At 57.7% G+C, this 22,600-nt stretch carries 24 protein-coding genes, 1 other RNA gene and 2 pseudogenes; 13 read left to right on the top strand and 14 right to left on the bottom strand.

The window, feature by feature from the left end; genetic code table 11:
• Positions 1–67: 67 nt before the first annotated feature.
• On the bottom strand, positions 68–568 hold the full coding sequence (locus V7730_RS05520; RefSeq protein WP_335746595.1) for a c-type cytochrome: 501 nt from the start codon (positions 566–568) through the stop codon (positions 68–70).
• A 131-nt stretch (positions 569–699) separates the two neighbouring features.
• Here V7730_RS05520 and V7730_RS05515 point away from each other — a divergent pair, with 131 nt between their 5' ends.
• Positions 700–1,554 carry a prephenate dehydratase gene (locus tag V7730_RS05515; RefSeq protein ID WP_335746594.1) on the top strand — a complete coding sequence of 285 codons (855 nt, stop codon included), beginning with the start codon at positions 700–702 and terminating at the stop codon, positions 1,552–1,554.
• Here the strand turns inward: V7730_RS05515 and V7730_RS05510 are convergent.
• Together V7730_RS05510 and nudC are read right to left on the bottom strand one after the other, a co-directional pair.
• On the bottom strand, positions 1,551–2,015 hold the full coding sequence (locus V7730_RS05510; protein WP_335746593.1) for an SRPBCC family protein: 465 nt from the start codon (positions 2,013–2,015) through the stop codon (positions 1,551–1,553). The genes V7730_RS05515 and V7730_RS05510 overlap by 4 nt on opposite strands.
• Positions 2,016–2,110: 95 nt before the next feature.
• Complete coding sequence (gene nudC / locus V7730_RS05505) at positions 2,111–3,079, bottom strand: NAD(+) diphosphatase (protein ID WP_335746592.1); 969 nt, start codon at positions 3,077–3,079, stop codon at positions 2,111–2,113.
• A 181-nt stretch (positions 3,080–3,260) separates the two neighbouring features.
• Here nudC and V7730_RS05500 point away from each other — a divergent pair, with 181 nt between their 5' ends.
• Positions 3,261–5,033 carry a 5'-nucleotidase C-terminal domain-containing protein gene (locus V7730_RS05500; RefSeq protein WP_335746591.1) on the top strand — a complete coding sequence of 591 codons (1,773 nt, stop codon included), beginning with the start codon at positions 3,261–3,263 and terminating at the stop codon, positions 5,031–5,033.
• Between the two features lie 37 nt (positions 5,034–5,070).
• Positions 5,071–5,168, top strand: an RNA gene (ffs, locus tag V7730_RS05495) — signal recognition particle sRNA small type.
• 129 nt (positions 5,169–5,297) lie between these two features.
• Here ffs and ypfJ read toward each other — a convergent pair.
• Positions 5,298–6,132, bottom strand: a pseudogene (ypfJ, locus tag V7730_RS05490) (KPN_02809 family neutral zinc metallopeptidase).
• A 59-nt stretch (positions 6,133–6,191) separates the two neighbouring features.
• On the opposite strand from ypfJ, the pseudogene V7730_RS22600 reads away from it, so the two are divergent.
• The 4 genes and pseudogenes from V7730_RS22600 to recR all read left to right on the top strand — a co-directional run bounded on the left by V7730_RS22600 (position 6,192) and on the right by recR (position 9,389).
• Positions 6,192–6,484 (top strand): annotated as a pseudogene (locus V7730_RS22600) (DUF202 domain-containing protein).
• A gap of 86 nt (positions 6,485–6,570) precedes the next feature.
• Positions 6,571–8,322 carry a DNA polymerase III subunit gamma/tau gene (locus V7730_RS05480; protein ID WP_335746590.1) on the top strand — a complete coding sequence of 584 codons (1,752 nt, stop codon included), beginning with the start codon at positions 6,571–6,573 and terminating at the stop codon, positions 8,320–8,322.
• 65 nt (positions 8,323–8,387) lie between these two features.
• A complete protein-coding gene (locus V7730_RS05475; protein ID WP_335746589.1) occupies positions 8,388–8,732 on the top strand; it encodes a YbaB/EbfC family nucleoid-associated protein in 345 nt (114 codons plus the stop codon).
• 63 nt (positions 8,733–8,795) lie between these two features.
• A complete protein-coding gene (gene recR, locus V7730_RS05470) occupies positions 8,796–9,389 on the top strand; it encodes a recombination mediator RecR (protein WP_335746588.1) in 594 nt (197 codons plus the stop codon).
• Positions 9,390–9,402: 13 nt separating this feature from the next.
• Here recR and V7730_RS05465 read toward each other — a convergent pair whose 3' ends face one another.
• Together V7730_RS05465 and V7730_RS05460 are read right to left on the bottom strand one after the other, a co-directional pair.
• A complete protein-coding gene (locus V7730_RS05465) occupies positions 9,403–10,494 on the bottom strand; it encodes an endonuclease/exonuclease/phosphatase family protein (RefSeq protein WP_335746587.1) in 1,092 nt (363 codons plus the stop codon).
• A gap of 111 nt (positions 10,495–10,605) precedes the next feature.
• Entirely contained in the window at positions 10,606–11,370 is a 765-nt protein-coding gene (locus tag V7730_RS05460; protein ID WP_335746586.1) for a DUF1013 domain-containing protein, read from the bottom strand.
• Between the two features lie 127 nt (positions 11,371–11,497).
• Between V7730_RS05460 and V7730_RS05455 the strand changes: the two genes are divergently transcribed.
• On the top strand, positions 11,498–12,136 hold the full coding sequence (locus V7730_RS05455) for a ribonuclease T2 (RefSeq protein WP_335746585.1): 639 nt from the start codon (positions 11,498–11,500) through the stop codon (positions 12,134–12,136).
• Positions 12,137–12,205: 69 nt separating this feature from the next.
• Here V7730_RS05455 and V7730_RS05450 read toward each other — a convergent pair whose 3' ends face one another.
• The gene (locus tag V7730_RS05450) at positions 12,206–13,192 is read right to left on the bottom strand and encodes an NAD(P)H-quinone oxidoreductase (RefSeq protein WP_335746584.1); all 987 of its coding nucleotides are present in this window, start codon (positions 13,190–13,192) and stop codon (positions 12,206–12,208) included.
• A gap of 138 nt (positions 13,193–13,330) precedes the next feature.
• Between V7730_RS05450 and V7730_RS05445 the strand changes: the two genes are divergently transcribed.
• The gene (locus V7730_RS05445) at positions 13,331–14,530 is read left to right on the top strand and encodes an AMP-binding protein (protein ID WP_335746583.1); all 1,200 of its coding nucleotides are present in this window, start codon (positions 13,331–13,333) and stop codon (positions 14,528–14,530) included.
• Complete coding sequence (locus tag V7730_RS05440; RefSeq protein WP_335746582.1) at positions 14,527–15,627, top strand: thiolase family protein; 1,101 nt, start codon at positions 14,527–14,529, stop codon at positions 15,625–15,627. The genes V7730_RS05445 and V7730_RS05440 overlap by 4 nt, the downstream gene beginning before the upstream one ends.
• Here V7730_RS05440 and V7730_RS05435 read toward each other — a convergent pair.
• From V7730_RS05435 to V7730_RS05420, 4 genes are all read right to left on the bottom strand, one after another.
• Positions 15,616–16,167 (bottom strand): biotin transporter BioY, encoded by a 552-nt coding sequence (locus tag V7730_RS05435; protein WP_335746581.1) that lies wholly within the window; start codon positions 16,165–16,167, stop codon positions 15,616–15,618. The genes V7730_RS05440 and V7730_RS05435 overlap by 12 nt on opposite strands.
• Positions 16,164–16,778 (bottom strand): energy-coupling factor transporter transmembrane protein EcfT, encoded by a 615-nt coding sequence (locus V7730_RS05430; RefSeq protein WP_335746580.1) that lies wholly within the window; start codon positions 16,776–16,778, stop codon positions 16,164–16,166. Before V7730_RS05430 ends, V7730_RS05435 begins: the two co-directional genes overlap by 4 nt.
• A complete protein-coding gene (locus tag V7730_RS05425; protein ID WP_335746579.1) occupies positions 16,753–17,466 on the bottom strand; it encodes an energy-coupling factor ABC transporter ATP-binding protein in 714 nt (237 codons plus the stop codon). The genes V7730_RS05430 and V7730_RS05425 overlap by 26 nt, the downstream gene beginning before the upstream one ends.
• Positions 17,467–17,562: 96 nt before the next feature.
• Positions 17,563–18,255, bottom strand: a complete 693-nt coding sequence (locus tag V7730_RS05420) for a COQ9 family protein (RefSeq protein ID WP_335746578.1) — start codon at positions 18,253–18,255, stop codon at positions 17,563–17,565.
• A gap of 108 nt (positions 18,256–18,363) precedes the next feature.
• Between V7730_RS05420 and rpsU the strand changes: the two genes are divergently transcribed.
• On the top strand, positions 18,364–18,570 hold the full coding sequence (gene rpsU / locus V7730_RS05415) for a 30S ribosomal protein S21 (RefSeq protein ID WP_005851231.1): 207 nt from the start codon (positions 18,364–18,366) through the stop codon (positions 18,568–18,570).
• Between the two features lie 78 nt (positions 18,571–18,648).
• Here the strand turns inward: rpsU and V7730_RS05410 are convergent, their stop codons facing one another.
• Positions 18,649–19,377 (bottom strand): STAS/SEC14 domain-containing protein, encoded by a 729-nt coding sequence (locus V7730_RS05410; protein WP_335746577.1) that lies wholly within the window; start codon positions 19,375–19,377, stop codon positions 18,649–18,651.
• A gap of 81 nt (positions 19,378–19,458) precedes the next feature.
• Positions 19,459–19,914 carry an Lrp/AsnC family transcriptional regulator gene (locus tag V7730_RS05405; RefSeq protein WP_335746576.1) on the bottom strand — a complete coding sequence of 152 codons (456 nt, stop codon included), beginning with the start codon at positions 19,912–19,914 and terminating at the stop codon, positions 19,459–19,461.
• 140 nt (positions 19,915–20,054) lie between these two features.
• Here V7730_RS05405 and ald point away from each other — a divergent pair, with 140 nt between their 5' ends.
• On the top strand, positions 20,055–21,170 hold the full coding sequence (gene ald / locus V7730_RS05400) for an alanine dehydrogenase (RefSeq protein WP_335746575.1): 1,116 nt from the start codon (positions 20,055–20,057) through the stop codon (positions 21,168–21,170).
• Positions 21,171–21,225: 55 nt separating this feature from the next.
• Here ald and mscL read toward each other — a convergent pair whose 3' ends face one another.
• Positions 21,226–21,633, bottom strand: coding sequence for a large conductance mechanosensitive channel protein MscL (gene mscL / locus V7730_RS05395; RefSeq protein WP_335746694.1), 408 nt, complete (start codon positions 21,631–21,633; stop codon positions 21,226–21,228).
• Positions 21,634–21,807: 174 nt separating this feature from the next.
• Here mscL and V7730_RS05390 point away from each other — a divergent pair, with 174 nt between their 5' ends.
• Entirely contained in the window at positions 21,808–22,509 is a 702-nt protein-coding gene (locus V7730_RS05390; protein ID WP_335746574.1) for a glutathione S-transferase family protein, read from the top strand.
• Positions 22,510–22,600 lie beyond the last annotated feature (91 nt).

The raw sequence follows: 22,600 nt of genomic DNA, 5'->3' as shown, positions 1-22,600 counted from the left end.
TCGGTAAACAGCAAAAAGGCCGCCCGAAGGCGACCCATTCAAAGTGTAGCGCTTATGTAGCCTCGGTTCAGTCGTCGAGGCTGTCGAGATAGGCAATCACATTTGCGCGGTCTTCAGGCTTGCTCAAGCCTGCGAAACCCATGGTTGTGCCTGGCGCCCATGCGCTTGGCTTTTCCAGAAACGCATAGAGGTTCTCAGGGGTCCAGACATCGCCTGATTCCTCAAGTGCGCCTGAGTACTGAAAGCCCTCGACAGCATCGATCGCACGACCCACAACACCGTAGAGGTAAGGACCGGTTGCATTCGCGCCCTGCTCTGCCTTGTGGCACGCGGTGCATTTGCGGAACACTTTGGCGCCATCATCAGCAGAGGCTGTGGCAAGAAGTTCTTCGAAAGGCACTTCTGCCTCGGGCTCTGCGGCCTCTCCGCCTTCAATTGCGATCGCATAGGACGGCTCGCCGTGCAGTTCGGAATGGTACAGTTCATCGCCGGCCCAGCCGCCCAACAACAGCACAAGCCATGCGCCCAAAACACCAGCAGCTACTTTCGTAAGGGTCATTGTATCCATGGGTCAGTCCATCGTTTTAAAAAATTTTCAGTCGTTTGACGGGCTATCTATTGCTTTCCCTCCCCGCAAGCAAGGTGTAGTTACCGCGACCAATTGCCCAACGCGCCATGTTTTTACAAAGGACCGATGTGATGACCGTGAAACAGCCACAACGCATCGCGTTTCAGGGCGCTCTGGGCGCCTACAGCCATGAGGCCTGCTTGCAAGCGCGCCCTGACGGAATTCCCGTGCCTTGCACGACCTTTGAAGGTGTCTTGCGCGCCGTGCGTGAGGGCCGCGCAGATCTGGCGATGCTTCCGGTCGAAAACACGACCTATGGCCGTGTCGCTGACATTCACCGCCTTCTGCCCGAAAGCGGCATGTACATCATTGATGAAGCTTTTGTGCGCGTGCGGATCGCCTTGATGGCGCGTCCAGGCATCACGCTGGAACAAGTCAAACATGTTCGCGCGCATTTGGTTCTATTGCCACAGGCCCGCAGTTACCTTGAGGCGCGCGGAATCACCTCAGAAGCCGCCGCCGACAGCGCTGGCGCCGCAGAAGAGTTGGCCGCAGGCGGGCCCGCCCATGAGGGCGTTCTGGCCAGTGCGGTCGCTGCAAAAATTCATGGGCTGGACGTATTGGCCGATGGCATTGAGGATCTGGATCATAACACCACTCGCTTCTTGCTGATGGCGCCTGAAATCGATCTTACACGCCGTGGCACCAAGATGATGACCACCTTCGTGTTCGAAGTGCGCAACATTCCCGCAGCTCTGTACAAGGCGATGGGCGGCTTTGCGACGAACGGCGTCAACATGACCAAGCTTGAAAGCTACATGGTCGGTGGATCGTTCACCGCGACGCAATTCTACGCCGATATCGAAGGCCATCCTGATGATCCTGCGGTTCAGCGTGCGCTAGAAGAGCTGTCGTACTTTACAAATATGCTGGAAATTCTCGGCGTCTACCCTGCACACCCCGGACGCTGGGACATCCCGACCTAGGCGCTCAAGTGCCGCTCTTCTAGAGACTTCACAAACTCTGCGACGCGCAGTTTGTACTTCTTGTTCAAAGAGGTTTTTGCCAGCTTAAGCGACTGCACCAGCAGACGTGCAGACAGGTTCAACGGCTTGACGTCAAAGCTCATCATGATTCGCGTGCGGCTTCTGGAAAGCGCCACCAGCTCAACCGTCATCAGTGAGATCAACCCCTGCGAGCGGCACTCGAAAACCATCTCATTGGGTTTATCGAAGGTAATCATTTCGATCTCAACCTGACGGCGCTTGCCACGCAGGCTAAAGGCCGTCTGCCACCCCATTCCGACACCCGGCACCGACTTCATATCTGTTCGCTGGACCTCAGCGCCGCGGCGCATGGCAGCGCGTTCGAACATTTCGAAATCACACAACATCTTAAAAACAGCATCAATCGGTGCCTCGATGTCTTCTTTGGTCGAGAATTTCATGACTGCCTCGTTTTATTGTTTTTATATGCCATGGTGATCCTAAAGTCTCTCGGGACGGGTTCAAGCCACTTCGTAGCGTAATCGTTAACGCCAAATTAATCCAGCGCGTCCGCAAGCCAACGCTCAATCAGAAAATGCGCAATCGCGCCTTTTCGTGCAGGCATGATCTCCGGATGATGACCCTGTGAAACAGCCATCATCTCTTCGCGGGCAACCCAACGGGCATCCTCAATCTCGACTGGATCGATAGTGATTTCGCTGCTGGTGGCATGGCCCCAACATCCAAACATAAGCGAGGCAGGAAATGGCCACGGCTGGCTTGCCAGATATCCCACTTCACCAACGCGCACGCCAGCCTCTTCAAACACCTCCCGCCGCACGGCGGCTTCCAGTGTCTCCCCCGGTTCGACAAAACCGGCAAGCAGCGAATACATCCCCTTCGGCCAACCCGGAGAGCGGCCAACGAGCACTGAATTGCCATGCGTGATCAACATAATCACTACAGGGTCGGTGCGTGGGAAATGAGAAGCACCACAAGACGGGCAACTACGCTGCCAGCCGCCCTGGGAAAGCTCTGTCTTCGCGCCACAGCACGCGCAGAATTGGTGGATTTCATGCCATCCGAAGACCGCCTTACCAGACGCCGCAAGCTCCGCGTCGCGCGGCGTCAGCCATGTCATCACGCGGCGCAATTCGGCAAAAACCATCCAATCCGGTAAGCTAGGGTGGCGTTGCTCGCTCGGGTCCATAAAACCGCCAAGATTGTTTTCATCCAGACTGGAGGGCGTCCAAGCCGACAGGTCGACTGCAAAGGTCGGCCCACCCTCTTCGCGCCCAAGCAAGATCGGCGGCGTATCTGAATCGCGCAGCGCCGCGTGATCCATTGGCAGACGGATCAATCCTGCAGGACGCTCCGCCGAAATGAGTGGCTTGCCGCGCCAGAACACAACTGCACGGGCTGAAGGATCAGCCAAAGCTTCGCTCAACGCCTGCGGATTGCCGCGCAGCTCTCCGGCGCGGTCAAGGCCGGAGCCGCCAAATGTCACGTGTTCTGCATTCTTCATTCGATATTCCTCTTAGTCCACCCGGACATTTCAGGATGTTTGAGCGATCCGATGAAATCATGCAACGCCTACGCACATTCCGATTTACCTTCACAACTCAAAGTGGTAATTCTTTTTAATGGCCGCCCCATTCATTCAGCCTGAGCGATCCTCAAGCCGGCCCGCCGCGCAAATTCGCATTTTGGCAACAACTGACCTACACGGCCATATTCTGCCCTATGACTACATTAAGGATCGACCAACACAAGGCGGTGGGCTTGCTGGGCTTGCCACACTGATGGCCGAGGCAAGGGCACAGGCCGAGGCAGAAGGCGTACCTGTAGTGCTGCTGGACAACGGCGATACGTTTCAGGGCACCCCACTGGCCAGCTATCTGGCCGAAGAGACGGTGCAACCGGACCATCCTATTGTCTCCGCCCTTAATTACCTGAACTACGATGCAGTCGGGCTGGGCAACCACGATCTCGACCATGGACTGCCGTATCTAAAGGCGGTCGCTCGCGCGTTGAAGATGCCTATGCTCAACTCGAACCTGCGAGGGAATGACATCCACCCGATGCAACAAAGCCTGCTGCTGCCCGTGGACATTGGCCCAAACGCCCCCGCCCCTTTGACGATTGGCGTGCTGTCGGTCCTCCCCGAACAAAGCGTCGCGTGGCACAGCCATCACCTGAGCCCGCAGACGACGCTAAATCCGCCGTGCGCAACAATTCGAACAGCGGCTAATGATCTCCGGCAAGCAGGCGCAGATCTGATCGTCGTGCTCGCACACCTGGGCGTAGGCCAACTCGACAGCCCCCACCCGGCGGTGCGGGCTGCGCATGCGATTGTGCCGGAAGGTCAGATTGATGCGATGATCCTCGGCCACACGCACCGCCGATTTCCATCACTGGATTATGACGGTCGCGAAGGCGTTGATCTGCGCCGGAGCACGGTTGGTGACGTCCCTACGGTTATGCCGGGGCATGCAGGCTCTGATCTGGGCATGATCGATCTGGATTTGGGGTATGACGCGGTGCAAGGCTGGCACGTGGTCGGATACCGGAGCGTGCTGGTGTCAAATAGTGGCACTGATAGCCCGACCCATTCTGCCGCCATCGAAACCCTTGCGGCGACAAAGCACATCGAGGTCAGGGCAGCATTGGGCGCGCCGGTAGGGAGCACTAATAAGAACCTTCACAGCTATTTCTCCCTTGTTGCCCCCGCATCTACGCAGTTGCTTCTCGCTCGCGCGCAGCTTGGGCTTGTATCCGGGGCGCTCGCGGGCACGCTATATGAAGGGGTACCGGTGCTTTCGGCAGTGGCGGCACACAGCGCGGGTGGGCGAGACGGTCCGGACAACTTTATGTTCATCCCGAAAGGCACCGTCCTAAAGCGGCACATCGCGGGGATGAACCTGTTTGCCAATCAAACTGTGGCGATCCGGATCACCGGAGCAGAGCTGAAGGATTGGTTGGAACATTCAGCGCTTTTGTTCAACGCGTTGCAGGCCAATCAACCGGGGCAGACGCTGGTAAATCCGGACATCCCCGCATTCCAGTTCGACACGATTTTTGGCCTGCACGTCCAGATTGATCCGACAGCACCGCACTACGCCCGCATCACGGAAATGAATTTCGAAAATGCGCCTGTGCACCCTGAGCAAGAATTCATATTAGCCACAAACCAGTTTCGCGTCGCGGGCGGCGGAGGCTATCCGCTCAGAGACCCCGAACGAATCGTGGCGCGCAGCGAAGCGTCTCTTCAGGATGCCATCATCAATATCTTGCGCAACTCCGGCCCCCTGCCCTACGCAGGGCCGCCACCGTGGCGCTTTGAGCCGCTCGGCGGCATCGAGGCTGTTTTCCATACACATCCGGATGCGCTAAACTCCCTCGAAGAAATCGCACATCTGATACCACGGTTCATAGAACAAACGCCGCAGGGCTTTGTGGCCCTTTCTGTCACGCTCTAGACTTGCAGGATCGCGACAGATTGCCTATATCGCTTGTTGAGAGGTTGGTGCGGGCAGGCGCCTCGCCAACCTGGTCAGATCCGGAAGGAAGCAGCCACAACGAGTCCCGCTTGGGTCGTTATCAATCTCTCACCTAAGCGCTTTTTGCCCCGCAAAAAGCGTGAAAGTCTGGCTGGGCATTCGCAGAATTCCCCCGCGAGGACAAAGCCCTCCCACAAAGCACCTCATCACAGCGCCCGCACAAAGACATTTAAGCCCGCCTCGTTACAATCGGTTCGCGGCGAACGTATCGCATTCTCCCACAGCACCTGTGTCAAAGCCGAGCCCGAACCAGCGCGCGCTGTTCCGATGTGCCGTGCGTAAAGGTATGCGGCTGAGGTACGCGCCCCGCCTGCCGTTGGAGATGGTCATCACCGATCTTGCGCGCGGCATTCAGTGCCTCTTCCAGATCACCGCGTTCCATCAAGCCTTGAACATTGCGGGCCCATACACCCGACAGGCAATCCGCCATGAGCTCCAACCGTACGGTAAGCGCGTTCGCCTCTGCCTCGGACGCGCGCTGTCGCGCAGCGTTGACCTTGGGCAGAATGCCCAACTCATTCTGGACGTGGTGCGCCACTTCGTGCGCGATGACGTAGGCTGCCGCAAAATCACCGCCTGCGCCCATCTGCCGGCCTAGTGCACGGAAAAAGTCGGTGTCTAGATACGCTTTGCTGTCAGCAGGGCAGTAAAACGGTCCCGACGCGCCGCTGGCACCGCCACAAGGGCTTTGAGTGACGCCATCAAAAATAACCAGCTTTGGTGCTTCATAGGTGCGGCCCAGTTGGTCGCGGAATACGGTTGTCCAGACTTCTTCAGTGGTGGTCAGCACCTGCGCGCTGAATGCACTGGCTGCATCATCACCAGAGGCTGTACCGCTGGTTTCCTGCTGAACGCTGCTGCCCTGTATCAGGGGAGATACATCAATACCCGTGAAATAGCCGATTGCCAGCACCGCCAGCACACCCGCCACGCCAAGGCTGCTTTTGCCGCCCATCCTACGCGTGCCACCGCCACGCCGCTCAACATTGCTGCTACGTCGAATTCCCTTGAGCCGCATTGCACCCTCCATGCTGGTCGCCACTTGTCACACTAACACTATTGCGGCACAAAAGTTCAATATCACAAGAAAACGAACTTGCCCAAAACCGCACCGAATGGGCGGAAGACCGGACCATACTTGCCAATGAACGGACGTTCGCCGGCTGGATGCGTACCGGCATGGCCGCTGTGGCGGTGGCCATCGGCCTGCGCGCGGTGTTCGGCGCGTTCGAGCCCACGTGGCTCGCCAAACGTTGTCACAGCTGAACGACAACCAAGCCCACGCACAACCGGTCAGACGCATGCAGACGATCGCGATACTTCTTGCCCTTGGTGCTGTGGCGACAGGTGGCATCCTTTGGGCGCTCTAGCCGTATAATACCCGCCTGCCCGTTGCCCCCGCGCGCACCAACGCCTACTTTATAGTAACCTCCCGAATCCCACCGTCAGGATCCTCATGTCAGACGCCACCGCCTACCGCGTGCTTGCCCGCAAATACCGCCCCGAAACCTTCACCGATCTGGTGGGGCAAGAGGCGATGGTGCGCACGCTTAAAAACGCGTTCGAAGCTGACCGCATTGCGCAGGCATTCATCATGACTGGCATCCGTGGGACCGGCAAAACCACAACCGCGCGGATCATCGCCAAGGGCATGAATTGCATCGGTCCCGATGGCACATCCGGCCCCACCACAGAGCCTTGCGGCGCGTGCGAGCATTGCACAGCAATTATGGAAGGGCGCCACGTCGACGTGATCGAGATGGACGCCGCATCCAACACAGGCGTGGCCAACATTCGCGAAATCATCGACTCCGTTCACTACCGCGCGGCCTCGGCCCGCTACAAAGTCTATATCATCGATGAAGTTCACATGCTTTCTACCGGCGCGTTCAATGCCCTGCTGAAGACGCTCGAAGAGCCCCCCGAACACGTCAAATTCATCTTCGCCACCACTGAGATTCGCAAAGTCCCCGTGACTGTCCTGTCGCGGTGCCAACGCTTTGATTTGCGCCGGATCGAACCGGAAGTGATGATTGCGCTTCTGAAAAAGATCGCCGGCAGCGAAGGCGTAGACATTGCCGAAGACGCGCTTGCCCTGATCACCCGCGCCGCCGAAGGCTCTGCCCGCGATGCGACCTCCTTGCTGGATCAGGCCATCAGCCACGGTGCGGGCGAGACTACCGCTTTGCAGGTTCGTGCAATGCTGGGCCTCGCCGACCGCGCGCGGGTGCTTGACCTGCTGGATATGATTCTGCGCGGCGATGCTGCCGGGGCGTTGACTGAAATTGGTGCACAATACGCTGAAGGGGCCGATCCGATGGCGGTTCTGCGCGATTTGGCCGAAATCACCCACTGGATTAGTGTAGTGAAGATCACGCCTGACGCCGCCGAAGACCCGACGGTCTCACCCGAAGAACGCGACCGCGGCCGCGTCATGGCCAGCGAGCTTCCCATTCGTGTGCTGACCCGCCTTTGGCAGATGCTGCTCAAAGCGCTGGAAGAAGTTGCAGGCGCGCCCAATGCGATGATGGCTGCCGAAATGGCGATCATCCGCCTGACGCATGTGGCAGATCTACCCTCGCCGGACGAGCTGGTGCGGACATTGCAGAACACACCGGCACCTGCACCCGGCACCAGGTCGGCCCCGAGCCCTTCCTCACCCACAGGCAGCGCGGGGGCACAGGCTGTGACACATGTACAGACGCGGATGGCCTCGGCCCCGAATGCAGCAGGGCAAACCGCGGCATTGGCCCATGATCCCGTCTCTGCGCTGGCGCATTACCCAACATTCGAGCATGTCCTCGAACTGATCCGCCACAACCGCGATGTGAAGTTGCTAGTCGAGGTGGAAACATCGCTGCAACTTGCGGCCTACCAACCCGGTAGAATCGAATTTGTCCCGACGGACTCTGCTCCGCGCGATCTGGCCCACCGCATTGGCGCAAAGCTTCAACTGTGGACTGGCAACCGCTGGGCAGTCACTGTCGTCAACACTGGCGGCGCGCCCACCATCGCCTCATTGCGCGACGCCAAACAGAACGCCCTGCGCGCGGATGCAGAATCTCATCCGCTGATGCTGGCTGTCTTGGCACAGTTCCCAAATGCCAAAATCACCGAAATCCGCACTGCCGAAGACATCGCTGCCGCAGCCGTTAGCGAAGCCTTGCCCGAGGTAGAAGACGAATGGGATCCTTTCGAGGACAGCTAAGCGCCCCTTGTCGACCCCGATACAAACCAACATATACTAAAACAACCCATCGACAGGAGAACACCATGTTCAAAGGATTAAGCGGCCTCGGCGATATGGCCGGCATGATGAAAAAAGCCCAGGAAATGCAGGGCAAAATGGCTGAACTGCAAGACGAAATGCATAACATCTTGGTCACCGGCGAAGCTGGTGCAGGCCTTGTTAAAGCAACCTGCACAGCCAAAGGTGAGCTGAAATCGCTCGATATTGATCCATCGATTTTCAACGGCGATGACAAAGAAGTCGTCGAAGACTTGATCCTTGCCGCGATCAAGGATGCCCAAGGCAAAGCATCAGATCGCGCCGCCGAAGAGATGGGCAAACTGACCGAAGGTCTTGGCCTGCCCGCCGGCATGAAGCTGCCGTTCTGAGCCTGATCGCTTTTTTGATTTGGCTTTCAAACCCAAACCCTCTGATGCCGCGGGTGTGACCAAATGAGTTCGACCCGCGACATCGACGCCTTGATCGAGCTGATGGCAAAACTGCCCGGCCTTGGCCCCCGTTCGGCCCGCCGCGCGGTTCTGCATCTGATCCGAAAGCGCGCCCTGCTGCTGACGCCACTGGCTGATACCATGAAGCAGGTGGCCGAGACGGCCCGCGAATGTCTTAATTGCGGGAATGTGGGCACGTCAGACATTTGCGATATCTGTGACAACAATAAGCGCGCGAACGGAGAGCTCTGCATCGTTGAGGATGTGGCCGATCTCTGGGCGATGGAACGCTCTGGTGTCTTTCATGGCCGCTACCATGTGCTGGGCGGCACTCTGTCTGCACTCGATGCCGTAGGTCCCCAAGAGCTGCGCATTCCCCGTTTGCTGGACCGCGTGCAAAGCGAAGGGATCACCGAAGTTATCCTTGCGCTCAACGTTACCATAGACGGGCAAACCACCGCGCATTACATCGCCGATCAACTCGAAGGTCAGGTGCAAATCACGTCTCTGGCACAAGGCGTGCCAATCGGCGGAGAGCTTGACTATCTTGATGATGGGACGATCACCGCAGCAATGCGCGCCCGCAAAAGCATTTAGTCACCGCACTGCTTCAGTCTTCCCAATCGGTCCCGATTGGATAGCGCTCGCGCTTGCGTTCCTGCTCAATCATTCCACGAATATCTGTCTTTTCTTCGACATCTACCGTGCCGGTTTCGCTGTTCTGTGCAGGATCTTCTGCGAGTGCCAGTTTGAACAACATAGGAAAGTGGTCCGAGCCGATTTTCTCAAGCCGGGCCATGCTGATCAGACGGAACTGGGGGTCGTGGAAAAGATGATCCAAGGGCCACCGCGCCCACCAATGAAATGCGCTGAATGTGTTGAAAAATCCCCGCCCCACACGTGGATCCAGTAATACTGAAAGACGCTGAAAGGATCGCGTGGTTGTCGACCAAGCCACATCGTTCAGATCGCCAGTGACAATCGCGGGCAGCGGATCATGCGCAGCCTCCATCCCGATATGCGCAATCTCGCTGTCACGCCCTTTGGTATCGTGGTCAATAGCCGGTGGTTCAGGATGCACGACATAAAGTCGTAGCTGCGCGCCGGTGCCAAGGGTCACGGTCGTCCGCACCGACGGCACTCCATCCATCACAATTTCGCGCACCTGAGAGCCAGACAAAGGCAGGCGCGACATCACACACATCCCGTAACCGGTTTCTTTCGGTACTGAAATCCAGTGCGGATACTCCGCCTTCATGCGCCCCTCTAAGGCGGCAATCCAATCTCCATCGACTTCAATCACCATCACGATATCCGGGTTATATCTACACGCCAGATCAACCAAAGCGGTGTAATCACGGTTTGATTTCTTAATATTGGCGGCCAGAAGCGAGACATGACACCTGCTGTCTTTTTTCAGATGCACGTCGGCATCTACCGATTGCCGTGACCAAATCGGTGTGAATTTCACAATATGGGCAAGCTGAACCAGCGCGACTAGCGCCAGCAGAAGGGCCAGCCAGTCCCCCTTTGGCACAGCGAAGGACGCAACGATGAGCCCAACGGCCATCCAGAACAATTGAACCCTTGGAAAAGCGAGACCACGGATGGCGCCGAAACGAGCCCTACTGAAGGGTAGCAGGGTGGCAGCCACCAAAATGGCAGTCAGTCCATACAACAGCCACTTAAAGTAATCGATCATGTCGGGTTCGCCCTGCCTTGAATTCAACAAGGGGCGCCCGTGGCCGGACGCCCCTTGGAAGACAAACACGATCAGCTCTGCTTTGGTTCCGTAACCGCAGGACCGGGGCGATTACTTGTCGTCGTCGTCATCTTCGTCTTTATCGTCGGGAAGGTTGAAGAAGCTGTCGGCGTTAGAGAAGTCGCCCGGCGTCTTTTTGTCTTCGTCATCCTCATCCACATCGCCGGACAGGGTGAATGTCTCAAGACCCTCGATGGCGGTTGGCATGCGGGTTTCGGTGCCCATGCCAAGGCTCTGCTCGGTGCTCACCAGCTTGCGACGTTCGTCATCCGACATGACACCGCCCTCAGCTGCCTTCTTGGCCGCTGCTTTTTGCACCATTGCATCCAGTTCAGACTGCTTACACAGGCCAAGGGCAACAGGGTCAATCGGCTGGATATTAGAGATGTTCCAGTGGGTCCGCTCGCGAATCGCCTGAATTGTCGGCTTGGTTGTGCCGACAAGCTTGCTCACCTGAGCGTCTGACAATTCCGGGTGAAACTTGACCAACCACAAGATTGAGGCAGGACGGTCCTGACGCTTGCTGAGCGGTGTATAACGCGGGCCGCGGCGCTTTTCTTCGCCCTGTGCGGCAGCGTTGAATTTCAGCTCCAGCTTGTGCAGCGGGTTGTCCTGCGCCTTGTCGATCTCTTCTTGGGTAAGCTGGTTGTTTGTAACGGGATCAAAGCCTTTGACGCCGGCAGCCACATCACCATCCGCGATGCCCTGAATTTCCAACTCGTGCATACCAACGAAATCTGCGATCTGCTTGAAGCCGATTGTTGTGTTGTCTACCAACCAAACGGCGGTGGCTTTTGCCATAATCGGTTTTGCCATGTCTCTCTCCTATAAACGCACCTTCCCCGTCGCCTGACTTAGGCTGTCCCGGAGGCCGGAACGGTTTCCAATTTGGGGGAACTTATGGCTTATATAGATAAAGACCGACCATAAGGAAAGACCTCACATGCGCCGCATCTATCTCGTCGTCCTGCTATCGCTCAGCGCACTGTGCGCCCGCGCCGAAGGCGAACGCGCAGGAGACTTCGATTATTTCGTGATGGCGCTAAGCTGGTCGGCGAACTGGTGCGCGCTGGAAGGCGATGCGCGCCGGTCCCCGCAGTGCGATGCATCAGAGGACCACGGCTGGATTTTGCATGGTCTGTGGCCGCAATTCCACCGTGGATATCCGTCGTTTTGCCAAACTGCACAACGCCCCCCTTCACGCGGCATGACTGCGCAGATGGAGGGCATCATGGGCACCCCTGGCCTTGCGTGGCATCAATGGAAAAAACACGGCAGCTGCACTAATCTAAGTGCAGAAGATTACTACGCCCTGTCGCGTCGCGCATATGGCACGGTCACCCGTCCGGCGATCTTCCGAAAATTCGACCGTGCGGTCAAACTGCCGGCCTCGGTCGTTGAAGAAGCCTTTCTCAAAGAGAACCCAAAACTCACTCCAGACAGCATCACGATCACTTGCCGCAAAGGCTACATTCAGGAAGCCCGCATCTGCCTTTCGCATGAGCTAGAGCCCGTCCCCTGCGGCCGCGATGTGATAAAGGACTGCACACTGAAAGACGCCCTGTTTGTGCCGCTGCGCTAAGGCCGACAAATGCGTCGGCCTTAGCTTCATTTCACCAGAAGCCTCCGCTTCTGATCGTGGCTTAGCCCCTTAGCCGCCAACCTTGAGCACAAGCTTGCCGATATGGCCGCTTGCTTCCATATGGGCATGCGCGGCTGACGCGTTCTCGAACTCGAACTCGCTGTCCATCACGGGGGCTATGCGACCTGTTTCCAGCAACGGCCAGACGGCCTCGCGCAGCTCCGTTGCGATGCGAGCCTTGGCCAGATCAGACTGCGGGCGCAGGGTCGACCCTGTCATGGTCAGACGGCGCATCATCAGCTGAGCAAAGTTGATCTCGGCAGTTGCGCCTTGCAGGAAGGCGATTTGTATCAGACGGCCATCCATATCCAACGCCGCGAGATTGCGCGCGATATAATCACCACCAACCATATCAAGGATCAGATCGGCACCGCCTTCGGCCTTCATGACCTCTACAAAATCCTCATTCCGGTAGTTGATCGCGCGCTCTGCACCCAGCTTGACACAAGCTTCGCATTTTTCGTCATTGCCCGCAGTCACAAAGACCCGCGCACCAAAAGCACTGGCCAGCTGGATCGCTGTCGTCCCGATCCCGGAGGAACCGCCATGGATCAGAATCCGCTCACCTGCTTTCAGACCACCGCGCATGAAGACGTTTGACCAGACAGTGAAAAATGTCTCAGGCAGGCAGGCTGCTTCTTTCAGGCCAAGGCTCTTTGGCACTGGCAGGCAATGCGCCGCCGGAGTGGCCACGTATTCCGCATATCCACCGCCGGGCAGCAAGGCACAGACCAGATCACCCACCGCAACGTCAGAGACACCCGCGCCGACGGCAACCACTTCGCCTGACGCCTCAAGCCCAGGCAAATCACTGGCCGTTGGGGGCGGAGCATAGGCACCAGCGCGTTGCAGCGCGTCGGGACGGTTCACACCGGCCCATGCAACCTTGATCACCACCTGCCCTTGTGCGGGCTGGGGAATAGGACGCTCTGTTACTTTCAAAACATCCGGCCCACCGGGTTCGGTAATCTCGACTGCGCGCATCATCTCGGTCATAACATATTCCTCCAAAATTGTTTTTCTACCGCAACATAGGATAGCACAGGACGGAGTACAGCCCCTTTGCGCCTCATCAGTGGTCAGCCCAGTTTAACTTTGCTAGAGCGGAAGGCGGACCGCCAAAAAGGACACCCGATGCCCGAAGGCCACTTTCACTGGCACAGCAAGTCCCGCGCGTTCGCGGGCGACCAAGAGGTTGCGCTGCACGCTGCCGATGCCCCCCTAACGATACCGTGCGATCCCGTCAGTGATGCGTTGCAAATGCTCTATAGCGCCGTAACCGGTACCCGTGCCTTTTGCGTAAGCAACAGGGCCTTGCCCGAGCTGGACCAATTAACTGCTGGCCAGCTTGCCACGCTGACAGGTGGCACATCTGGCGCGCCGAAAGTGATTGTGCGCACGCATGCATCATGGATCAAAAGCTTTGAGGCGAACGCCGCGATGTTCACCTATATCGCCAGCGACAGCATTGCCGTACTCGGAGCGCTCAGCCACTCGCTTGCTCTCTACGGCGTGTTAGAAGCAGCGCATCACGGGCTGGAAATCCACGCCCTCTCACCGCTCAAACCTTCCGGCCAATCTGCCCGTATGCAGGAGCACGGATGCACCATCCTCTACGCCACGCCAACGCAACTGCGCCTGCTGCCAAAAAGTACGCACCTGCCCGAAGTGCGGCTGATCCTATGTGGTGGTGGCGTGCTCAGCGATGAGACGCGTCGCCACATCTTGGCCCTATGCCCCAATGCAAAGCTGCATGTGTTCTACGGTGCTGCCGAAACCAGCTTTATCACGCTCGGTGGACCGGACACACCTGCGGGCTCCGTTGGCCGCCCCTACCCCGGCGTCGAACTGGCGGTGCACGCCCCCGACACCGCTGGCACAGGTCAGATTTGGGTGCGTAGCCCGTATCTGTTTGATGGATACCTACATGGAGACAGCCAACATACACAGCGGGACGGCGATTGGCTTACCGTGGGAGAGCATGGCTATCTCGACGCGGAGGGCCATGTATTTCTGCGCGGCCGTGCCGGACGGATCATCAACATCGCAGATCAAACCGTCTTTCCTGAAGAGCTTGAGGCACAATTCAATGCCTTGAGAGGCATCAGCCAATGCGCAGTGCTTGCGCGACATGACGCGCTTCGCGGCCACCACCTTGTCGCAGTTCTGGAGGGATCGGATGATGCAATACTTGCCCAAAAACTTCGTGACTACTGCGCCTCTAACGCGCTGGTCGCGCCACGCGATGTGATCTTTCTTGATCCCTTTCCACTTCTGGCGTCCGGCAAACCCGATCTGCAACGTATCGCAAGTCTGACGGAGAGCACGCCATGACGGCCCATATCATCGCAGCCTGTCGCAGCGCAGTTGTCCCCCGCGGAGGTGCTTTTTCAGCCCTGTCACTTGATACACTCGGCGCGCCGGTGCTGCGCGCGGCACTGTTACAGGCAGGGATAACACCCGATCAGGTGGACGAGGTGATCCTCTCCAATGCCATCGGCGGTGGCGGCAATCCTGCGCGGCTTGTCTCGCTGGCCGCCGGATTACCAGATCATGTCGCGGGTCTGAGCATTGACCGGCAATGCGCTGGCGGACTTGATGCGCTCTTGCTAGCCAAGGCGCTGGTCGAAAGCGGTGCAGCGCAGGTCGTCGTGGCAGGCGGGGTCGAGAGCTATTCTCGCCGTCCACAACGCCTGCGCACATTCGCAAATGGACGCCCCCCCCAACCCTATGATCAGCCGCCTTTCACGCCGTGGCCCGACCGCGACCCCGATATGGCCGAAGCCGCTGATAAATTTTCCGAAACCTTGGACATTAGCCGCGCAGCACAAGATGATTGGGCCATCCGCAGCCACGAAAAGGCTCTTGCCGCTACTCCCTATGACGGAGAAATCCTGAGCCTCGAAGGACAGGACCGCGACCCATTCGCGCGACTGCTTTTCCCTGCGCTGGCTGCGCGGGCAAAGGTGGTGTGCGGCACCATCACCGCCGCTAATATGGCAGTGGCCGCAGATGGTGCTGCGTTTTGTGTTGTCGTATCTGAGCAAATATATCGCCAGCTTGGCAGCAAAGGGATCGCCCTGCTAGGCGGAGCGACAAGGGGTCACGCGCCCGACATGCCCGCCCTTGCGCCCGTCGCGGCGATTGACGCTGCGCTGAAAACCACCGGCATGCGTATCTGCGATATCACCAACGCCGAGGTCATGGAGGCTTTTGCAGTTCAGGCCATCGCATGCGTCCAAGGCGCTGGCCTGAACCCTGCATTCGTGAATACAGGCGGAGGTGCATTGGCCAGAGGTCATCCGATCGGCGCCTCTGGCACAATCAATGCTGTGCGCTTGTACCATACGCTGATGGCGGAGAATGGTACAGGGCTTGCCGCGATTGCGGCTGCGGGCGGTATCGCAACCGCCCTGATCTTAACCGCGTGACATCACGCTGTGTGGACGTGCACGGTACAGCGCGGCAGTGATCACACCAGCCAACGCTGCCTTGATCAGATCACCGGGGATAAAGGCTGTGACCAGCGCTGCCGCTTCAAGCACGGACCGCTCCAGCACCAACGACATTCCGGCAATGCCGAAAGCATACAGCACGACCACACCGCCGATGACGGCAGCAAGTCCGGCGGCCCAACCGACGGATAGACGGCTCAGCTTCTCCATCGCGTAACCAGTGAAAAATGCCGCGAAGGGAAAGCCGATCAAAAAACCTGCCGTGGGAGATGTGAACAAGCCCAACCCGCCGCGTCCGCCTGCAAGCAATGGCAGCCCGATCGCGACCAGACCCATAAACAGCAATGCGGCATACGCGCCACGTTTTGCACCCAACACGGTCCCGCACAGCATCACCCCAAGGCTCTGTGCCGTGATCGGCACACCAGAGGCCAGCATCAGTTGCGGGATCAGGCCCAGCGCTGCGATCAGGGCTGTAAACAGCGCAATCTGCACTACGTTGTGTTCTGAAGTCATTTACTCTCGTCCATTCCAAATCCGCCGCGCGCGCGAAGCGCCTCGGCCACATAATCGGCATCGTCCAATGCCAAAACCAAAAACGGCAGGATCACGCGCCAGCTTGCCCTGCGTCGCGCGCGGGCACGCCATGCCATCGCCAAGGCCGCGCCCTTCTCTGCCAGAACGGGAGTAAAGCGGATCACCATTGCAGCTGCAAGTTCAATCTTGCGCAGGTTAACGCCGAGCCTTGCGAAGGGCCTCAGCAGCCGTTTCACAACCCCCATCATCGATTCTAGCGTTGTGGTCATGGTCACCAGATTGGCCAACGCAACGGCACTAAGCATCCGCAAGACAATCACTGCCCCCTCACGTGGAGCACCTATAAACAGATGCCACGCCAACAGCAGCCCAACAAAGGGCCAGAGCGGCCAAAGACGGCGCCGTCCATAGCGCAAGAATATCCGGCCCGGCAGGGCATATAAGGCCGCCACCGCAAGTGCTGCCACCAACTGCACCTGCCAAAAGGGCAAGGCGAACAGCACAACCGAAGCCACGCAAAGCGCCAACAGCTTGGCCCCCGCGGGCCAACCATGGGCGCGCGTTTTAACCGGAGAGGTCAGCGAGATCATCGCGCTCTCCCATCTCAATCATCGCCGCCTCGAATACAGGCGCGACGTGGTCCGCTGCCCCTGACATCTTCACAGCACCTTCGTCGATCCAAAGCGCGTGGTCATATCCGGTAATCATGCGCGGATCATGAGTGATATGGACAAGAGCGGCCTTGGTCCGCTCCAATACCCGCGTCAGATGCATGGCAGTAGGAATGTCCAAACCGGCAAAAGGTTCGTCCAGAATGACCACCTTCGGGTCCATTGCCAGTATCGCCATTAGGCAGACAAGTTGGCGTTGCCCCTGTGATAGCTGGTGGATCGCAGCGTCATGCCAATGCGCTTTGCCAAACTGCGCAAGGGTCTCAGCAACGCGCGCCGCGACCTGCGGCTTGGTCAGGCCCATTTGCCCTAGACCGAAGCCAAGTTCTTCGCCCACGGTCGGAAAGATGATCTGGTGATCGGGGTTCTGGAACAGGATACCGATGGCCCCCAAGGCACCGCGTCTGTCGCTGGCCACGTCCACTCCGGCAATGCGCACTGTGCCGCTGTCTGTCCGTTGCAGCCCCGCCATCACCCGCGCCAGCGTCGTCTTGCCAGAGCCGTTACGCCCCAGCACGGCAACGCGCGGCGCATCTGACTGCAGCGATACGCCGCGCAAGATGCTGCGCCCGTCAACCTTCAGATCAACAGCCTCCAGATGCAGCAATGTAGTCGGATTAACGATGGCCCATGATCCCTTGCAGGTTTCAATCTGCGTTGCGATCTAACAGGCCCCCACCCCGGCGAAAAGCGCGAAAGTCCCTCAGGACCGCGTCCAACGTCCAGGCAGTCCTGCACGTGGCATCTGTTGCGGCGCCTTGATGTGGCTCAGCAGCCAGTTCGGTCCGCTCATCAGCTTGCTCAGGACAGGGCTGTTGTTCACCTGCGCCTTGAGCTTTTCGATCTGCATCACGTTTTCGATTCGGCGGTCAAGGAAAGCCCAAGTATCCGCATGATCCTCACTGGTGTCGCCTAGCCAATAGAGCACGGTCGCGGAATACACACCGCTAAGCGTCGCGCGCTTCGTGTACCAGTTCACATCGTCAGATGTGTCGCCCAGCGCGGTCCAGATCGCGTCAGCCGTGCCCCAGATCGCCTTGGCCCCGGCCGCCGCATACATCGGCAAAGCAAACAGCGCTGAGCCGCGTCGCACGATCTCCTTGTCCTCCACGGCCTCCAGCCGGAAGCGGACAGCAGCGGCCACACGGGCACTATATTTCAACTCTTCCAGATCCGTTTCAGCCAGACGCGCCAACATCGCGGCGTCGCCTCGGCCGTGGTAGTGCAGCGCCAGATCAACAGCACCGCGCGGACAGACGCTTTGGGCGACGGTACGCTCTACGCCCGAATCAGCAATCGCAGCGTCAAAGGTGGCCTGCGACCAGCCGTCAAAGGGCACATGCATGATGGCCGCCTGCAAAAGCTGGTCTTTCGGGGTGTTTTGTGCAGAAGTCATGGCGGCTCTCCTATGGGGCAAGACACTGGACAATATAGCACAGCTTTGCTATATCGCCACTTCCTGCAAATCCTTGCAACTTCAAACTAGAAAGGTGGTGAAAACCACATGCAGGTTAGTGTTCGCGATAATAACGTCGATCAAGCGCTGCGCGCCCTGAAGAAAAAACTTCAGCGCGAGGGTGTGTTTCGTGAAATGAAGCTCAAGCAACATTTCGAGAAACCTTCCGAGAAAAAAGCACGCGAGAAAGCCGAAGCGATTCGCCGTTCCAGGAAACTGGCACGCAAAAAGCTTCAGCGCGAAGGTATGATGTAAATCATCCCCACCGCTTTTGCGTAAGAATAGAAGCCCCCGATACATATGGTGTCGGGGGCTTTATTTTTCCGACTGGCTTTAATCAGCCTTGACCCAAGCCTTTGCCGCTTCAAAATCGTTATTATCGAAGTAACGCGCCTCTGTGCCGATCAGGCGCTTAACCACCTGCACAACCATCGACTTCCAGCCCGCATCACCGACAATCGCTGCCTTTTCCAACTGACCGGCATGATCGCGAATGATGCGGAAATGCGCCGCCATCGCGCTTAGCCCCTGCCAACCTTCAAACTCACGGATATCAAGCAGCAGGCGGAACCGCTCATTCTTGCGGATAAAGGCGTTCAGGTCCTCGGTCTCTTCGGCGTAAACGTCTGCCTCGACCTTACCCAACAAGGCGACATGCAGCGTGCCATCCCCCAAATCTGTCTGATGGATCGAACCTAGCGATTCAAACAGCCACAAGCGGGCCTCGTCTTCAGAGTATTTCGGAAAAACCGATACGGGACAGGGCATAAAGATCGAGAACCCACGCACAAGCCGCGTCATTGCTGCATTCGCAGTGACGATAGCGATCCGGTCAAAGCCGCCCCAGCGGGTGATCCCCATTTTAGTATCGTCCCAGAGAGCACCCATGGTGAAATCGCCCAGATCGGCGTTCATCACCACCAGCATGCGCAAAGTTCCCGCACTGGCAAGTGCAGTATCCAGCGCCGGCATAAGCACATCTTTGTAGTCTTTGTCCATCACAGGCGCCGACATGTGCACCTCCAACAAACCTTCTTGTGAACCTGTTTTAACCTCGATCATCGTCGACCCTCCTTTTAAGTGATGCCAGCAGCCTAGAGGGGGAACGCAGGAACGGCGTTGATCCAAGTCAAAATGCGCGGCCTAGACAGGTAGCGCTGTCGTCTTGCACACGGTCCGCAAAGCAAAGCTGGATTGCATCTGCCCCACACCAGGTAGCCGCGCCAGATATTGCCGATGAATACGAGCGAAATCCTCAGTGTCTTCGGCCACCACCTTAAGCAGATAATCCGCCGATCCTGCCATTAAGTGACATTCCAGCACATCCGGAATCCGCGCCACCGATTTTTCGAACGCATCCAAGATTTCATCGGCCTGCCCTTGCAAAGTAATCTCAACGAACACGGTTGTAGGAACGCCCAACTTACGGGCATCCAACAGCGCAACGTAATCGCGGATGTAGCCGTCAGCCTCCAACCGCTGCACGCGGCGGTGACAGGCCGAGGGTGACAGGTTCACCTGCTCGGACAGTTCTCCATTGGACATCCGCCCGCGCTTTTGCAGCGCAGCAAGGAGCTTTCGGTCTATCGAATCCAGCATTCTTGCAACTCCTTTGCGCAAAAAATCTATTTCGCGCAACATTATTCCACATATCCCGCTCTTGGCGAGCCATAATCGCCACCAAATTGCAGATAAAGAGTTGTATCCTTGCCCATCCAACACCGGAGGAGGAATTTCCCATGAAAATCGGCTGCCCTAAAGAGATCAAACCACAGGAATTTCGTGTCGGCATGACGCCGAACGCCGCGTTCGAGGCTGTGAAGAACGGTCATAGTGTCATCATCGAAGCTGGCGCAGGCGCTGGTGCCGGATTTGAAGACACGGACTATGAAACGGTCGGCGCAACAATCATTGGCACCGCCGCAGAGATTTTTGCCGCCGCCGACATGATTGTGAAGGTGAAAGAGCCTCAGGCCGTTGAGCGCAAAATGCTGCGCGAGGGACAGATCCTGTTCACTTACCTGCATCTCGCGCCCGATCCAGAGCAGACGAAAGACTTGCTCGCGTCTGGCGCGACCTGCATCGCCTATGAAACTGTTACGGACCGCTCGGGTGGCTTACCCCTGCTGGCGCCTATGTCTGAAGTGGCCGGTCGTCTTGCGCCTCAAGTTGGCGCATGGACCCTGCAAAAAGCAAACGGCGGACGCGGCGTTCTGATGGGCGGCGTCCCCGGTGTTGGTCCCGCTAAAGTCGTTGTAATCGGCGGCGGTGTTGTTGGCACCCACGCGGCCCGTATTGCCGCAGGTATGGGCGCAGATGTAACCGTTCTGGACCGCTCCCTGCCACGGATGCGTTACCTTGATGATGTCTATGGTGGCACTTTCAAGACCAGTTTTGCCTCTGCCGGCAATACAATTGAGCTTGCTCGTGAAGCAGACATGATCATCGGAGCGGTTCTTGTCCCCGGTGCCGCCGCACCAAAGTTGATCAGCCGCGCACAGCTGTCAGAGCTTAAGCCAGGTGCCGCTCTTGTGGATGTGGCGATTGATCAGGGCGGTTGTTTTGAGACGTCACGCGCCACGACCCATCAAGACCCTATCTATGAAGTAGATGGCGTCATGCACTACTGCGTTGCCAACATGCCTGGTGCCGTTTCACGTACGTCCACGATCGCGCTTGGCAATGCCACGATGCCCTTCATGATCGCGCTGGCCAATAAGGGCTGGAAGCAAGCCTGTGCAGATGACGCGCACCTGCTTGCCGGTCTCAACGTACATGCAGGTCAGATCACATATGAGGCCGTCGGTCAGGCGCTGGGGATGGATTACATCACAGCCGAACAGGCCATCGCCTGAACGAAAAAGGGGGCCGCGAAACCGCGACCCCCTCCTTATCTCTGTGCCGTTAGACTCAGGCTTTTTTCAGCGCGACCAGAATTTGGGCCAGCAGCTCTTCTTGTGTTGGGCCTGCAGGTGCTTCTTCAGCAACTTCTTCCGGCTTTGCGGATGCTTCTTTGATCTTGTTGACCTGCTTAACCAGCATGAAGACAACAAATGCGATGATCAGGAAGTTGATGATCGCCATGATGAAAGAACCATAAGCGAATATAGCCGCGCCGCTTTCACGTGCCGCTTCCAAAGACGCACCTTCAGCTACATCGCCGCTCAGAACAGCGTAAGCATTTGTGAAATCAATGCCGCCCATGAACAGGCCGATGATCGGGTTGATCAGATCGCCAACCAGCGATGCAACGATCGCCGTGAAAGCTGCGCCGGTAATGATACCTACAGCCATGTCCATGACATTGCCTTTGGCAATAAAGTCTTTAAATTAGTTCATCATTTTCCATTTGTCCCTTTGTACATTTTCCGGCTACAGGCTTTCCCGCCCTTTGCACCGTCGCACACGGATTAGCACATCAGTGCACCGTGATCACTCTATATCTATAGGGAAAAGGCGCTAGATTGCGCCAGATAGAAAAGGAGATATTTCATGATTAACCCCGCCTCATTTCCGATTAGCGCCAAGTGGCCTGCAAAGAATCCCGACGTGATTCAGCTCTACTCGTTTCCGACGCCCAACGGAGTGAAGGCTTCGATCATGCTCGAAGAAACGGGCCTGCCCTATGAGGCACATACCGTTACCCTTTCGGATTCCGATGTAAAAAGCACCGAGTTCCTCTCACTCAACCCCAACAACAAGATCCCCGCCATCGTTGATCCACATGGTCCCGATGGCACGCCCATCGGTTTGTTCGAGAGTGGTGCGATCCTGCTTTATCTGGCTGAAAAGTCGGGTCAACTTATGGGGCAGACCGCAACGGACAAAGCCAAGGCGACGCAGTGGCTAATGTTCCAGATGGGCGGACTAGGTCCCATGCTTGGTCAAATGGGTTTTTTCACCAAATTTACCGGCTCTGAATGGGAAGATAAGCGCCCGCAGGAACGATATATCGCCGAAGCCAAGCGTCTGCTGGCGGTGCTGGAGGGAGAGCTTGCGGGCAAGGAGTGGATCATCGGCCAGCACTACACAATTGCTGACATCGCGATCGCGCCGTGGCTGCGCGCGCTTGAGTTCTACGGCGTCAAAGACCGGCTTGCCTGGGCATATCACCCTAATCTGGTCGCCTATGTCGAGCGGTTCGAGGCAAGGCCCGCCGTTCAAAAAGGTCTAATCACTCCGCCACGCGGGTAGGCCTAGCTACGCACTTAAAGCATCCACGCCAGCCCCAAGAGAGGTGGTCGCGGGAATTCGGACCAGTAGTTAAGGTGGATCAACTTGTGAA

The organism is Sulfitobacter sp. (assembly GCF_036961165.1).
GTDB lineage: Bacteria > Pseudomonadota > Alphaproteobacteria > Rhodobacterales > Rhodobacteraceae > Sulfitobacter.
This window is presented reverse-complemented; position numbering and strand designations above follow the sequence as displayed.

What these genes read in the sequence shown, in the direction of transcription:
- V7730_RS05405 (WP_335746576.1), bottom strand. Translation starts at nt 19,914, where the DNA reads ATGCTGGATTCGATAGACCGAAAGCTCCTTGCTGCGCTGCAAAAGCGC.
- V7730_RS05515 (WP_335746594.1), top strand. Translation starts at nt 700, where the DNA reads ATGACCGTGAAACAGCCACAACGCATCGCGTTTCAGGGCGCTCTGGGC.
- V7730_RS05435 (WP_335746581.1), bottom strand. Translation starts at nt 16,167, where the DNA reads ATGACTTCAGAACACAACGTAGTGCAGATTGCGCTGTTTACAGCCCTG.
- rpsU (WP_005851231.1), top strand. Translation starts at nt 18,364, where the DNA reads ATGCAGGTTAGTGTTCGCGATAATAACGTCGATCAAGCGCTGCGCGCC.
- V7730_RS05455 (WP_335746585.1), top strand. Translation starts at nt 11,498, where the DNA reads ATGCGCCGCATCTATCTCGTCGTCCTGCTATCGCTCAGCGCACTGTGC.
- V7730_RS05420 (WP_335746578.1), bottom strand. Translation starts at nt 18,255, where the DNA reads ATGACTTCTGCACAAAACACCCCGAAAGACCAGCTTTTGCAGGCGGCC.
- V7730_RS05450 (WP_335746584.1), bottom strand. Translation starts at nt 13,192, where the DNA reads ATGACCGAGATGATGCGCGCAGTCGAGATTACCGAACCCGGTGGGCCG.
- recR (WP_335746588.1), top strand. Translation starts at nt 8,796, where the DNA reads ATGAGTTCGACCCGCGACATCGACGCCTTGATCGAGCTGATGGCAAAA.
- V7730_RS05480 (WP_335746590.1), top strand. Translation starts at nt 6,571, where the DNA reads ATGTCAGACGCCACCGCCTACCGCGTGCTTGCCCGCAAATACCGCCCC.
- V7730_RS05520 (WP_335746595.1), bottom strand. Translation starts at nt 568, where the DNA reads ATGGATACAATGACCCTTACGAAAGTAGCTGCTGGTGTTTTGGGCGCA.
- ald (WP_335746575.1), top strand. Translation starts at nt 20,055, where the DNA reads ATGAAAATCGGCTGCCCTAAAGAGATCAAACCACAGGAATTTCGTGTC.
- V7730_RS05460 (WP_335746586.1), bottom strand. Translation starts at nt 11,370, where the DNA reads ATGGCAAAACCGATTATGGCAAAAGCCACCGCCGTTTGGTTGGTAGAC.
- V7730_RS05410 (WP_335746577.1), bottom strand. Translation starts at nt 19,377, where the DNA reads ATGATCGAGGTTAAAACAGGTTCACAAGAAGGTTTGTTGGAGGTGCAC.
- V7730_RS05445 (WP_335746583.1), top strand. Translation starts at nt 13,331, where the DNA reads ATGCCCGAAGGCCACTTTCACTGGCACAGCAAGTCCCGCGCGTTCGCG.
- V7730_RS05465 (WP_335746587.1), bottom strand. Translation starts at nt 10,494, where the DNA reads ATGATCGATTACTTTAAGTGGCTGTTGTATGGACTGACTGCCATTTTG.
- V7730_RS05390 (WP_335746574.1), top strand. Translation starts at nt 21,808, where the DNA reads ATGATTAACCCCGCCTCATTTCCGATTAGCGCCAAGTGGCCTGCAAAG.
- nudC (WP_335746592.1), bottom strand. Translation starts at nt 3,079, where the DNA reads ATGAAGAATGCAGAACACGTGACATTTGGCGGCTCCGGCCTTGACCGC.
- V7730_RS05430 (WP_335746580.1), bottom strand. Translation starts at nt 16,778, where the DNA reads ATGATCTCGCTGACCTCTCCGGTTAAAACGCGCGCCCATGGTTGGCCC.
- V7730_RS05510 (WP_335746593.1), bottom strand. Translation starts at nt 2,015, where the DNA reads ATGAAATTCTCGACCAAAGAAGACATCGAGGCACCGATTGATGCTGTT.
- V7730_RS05475 (WP_335746589.1), top strand. Translation starts at nt 8,388, where the DNA reads ATGTTCAAAGGATTAAGCGGCCTCGGCGATATGGCCGGCATGATGAAA.
- V7730_RS05440 (WP_335746582.1), top strand. Translation starts at nt 14,527, where the DNA reads ATGACGGCCCATATCATCGCAGCCTGTCGCAGCGCAGTTGTCCCCCGC.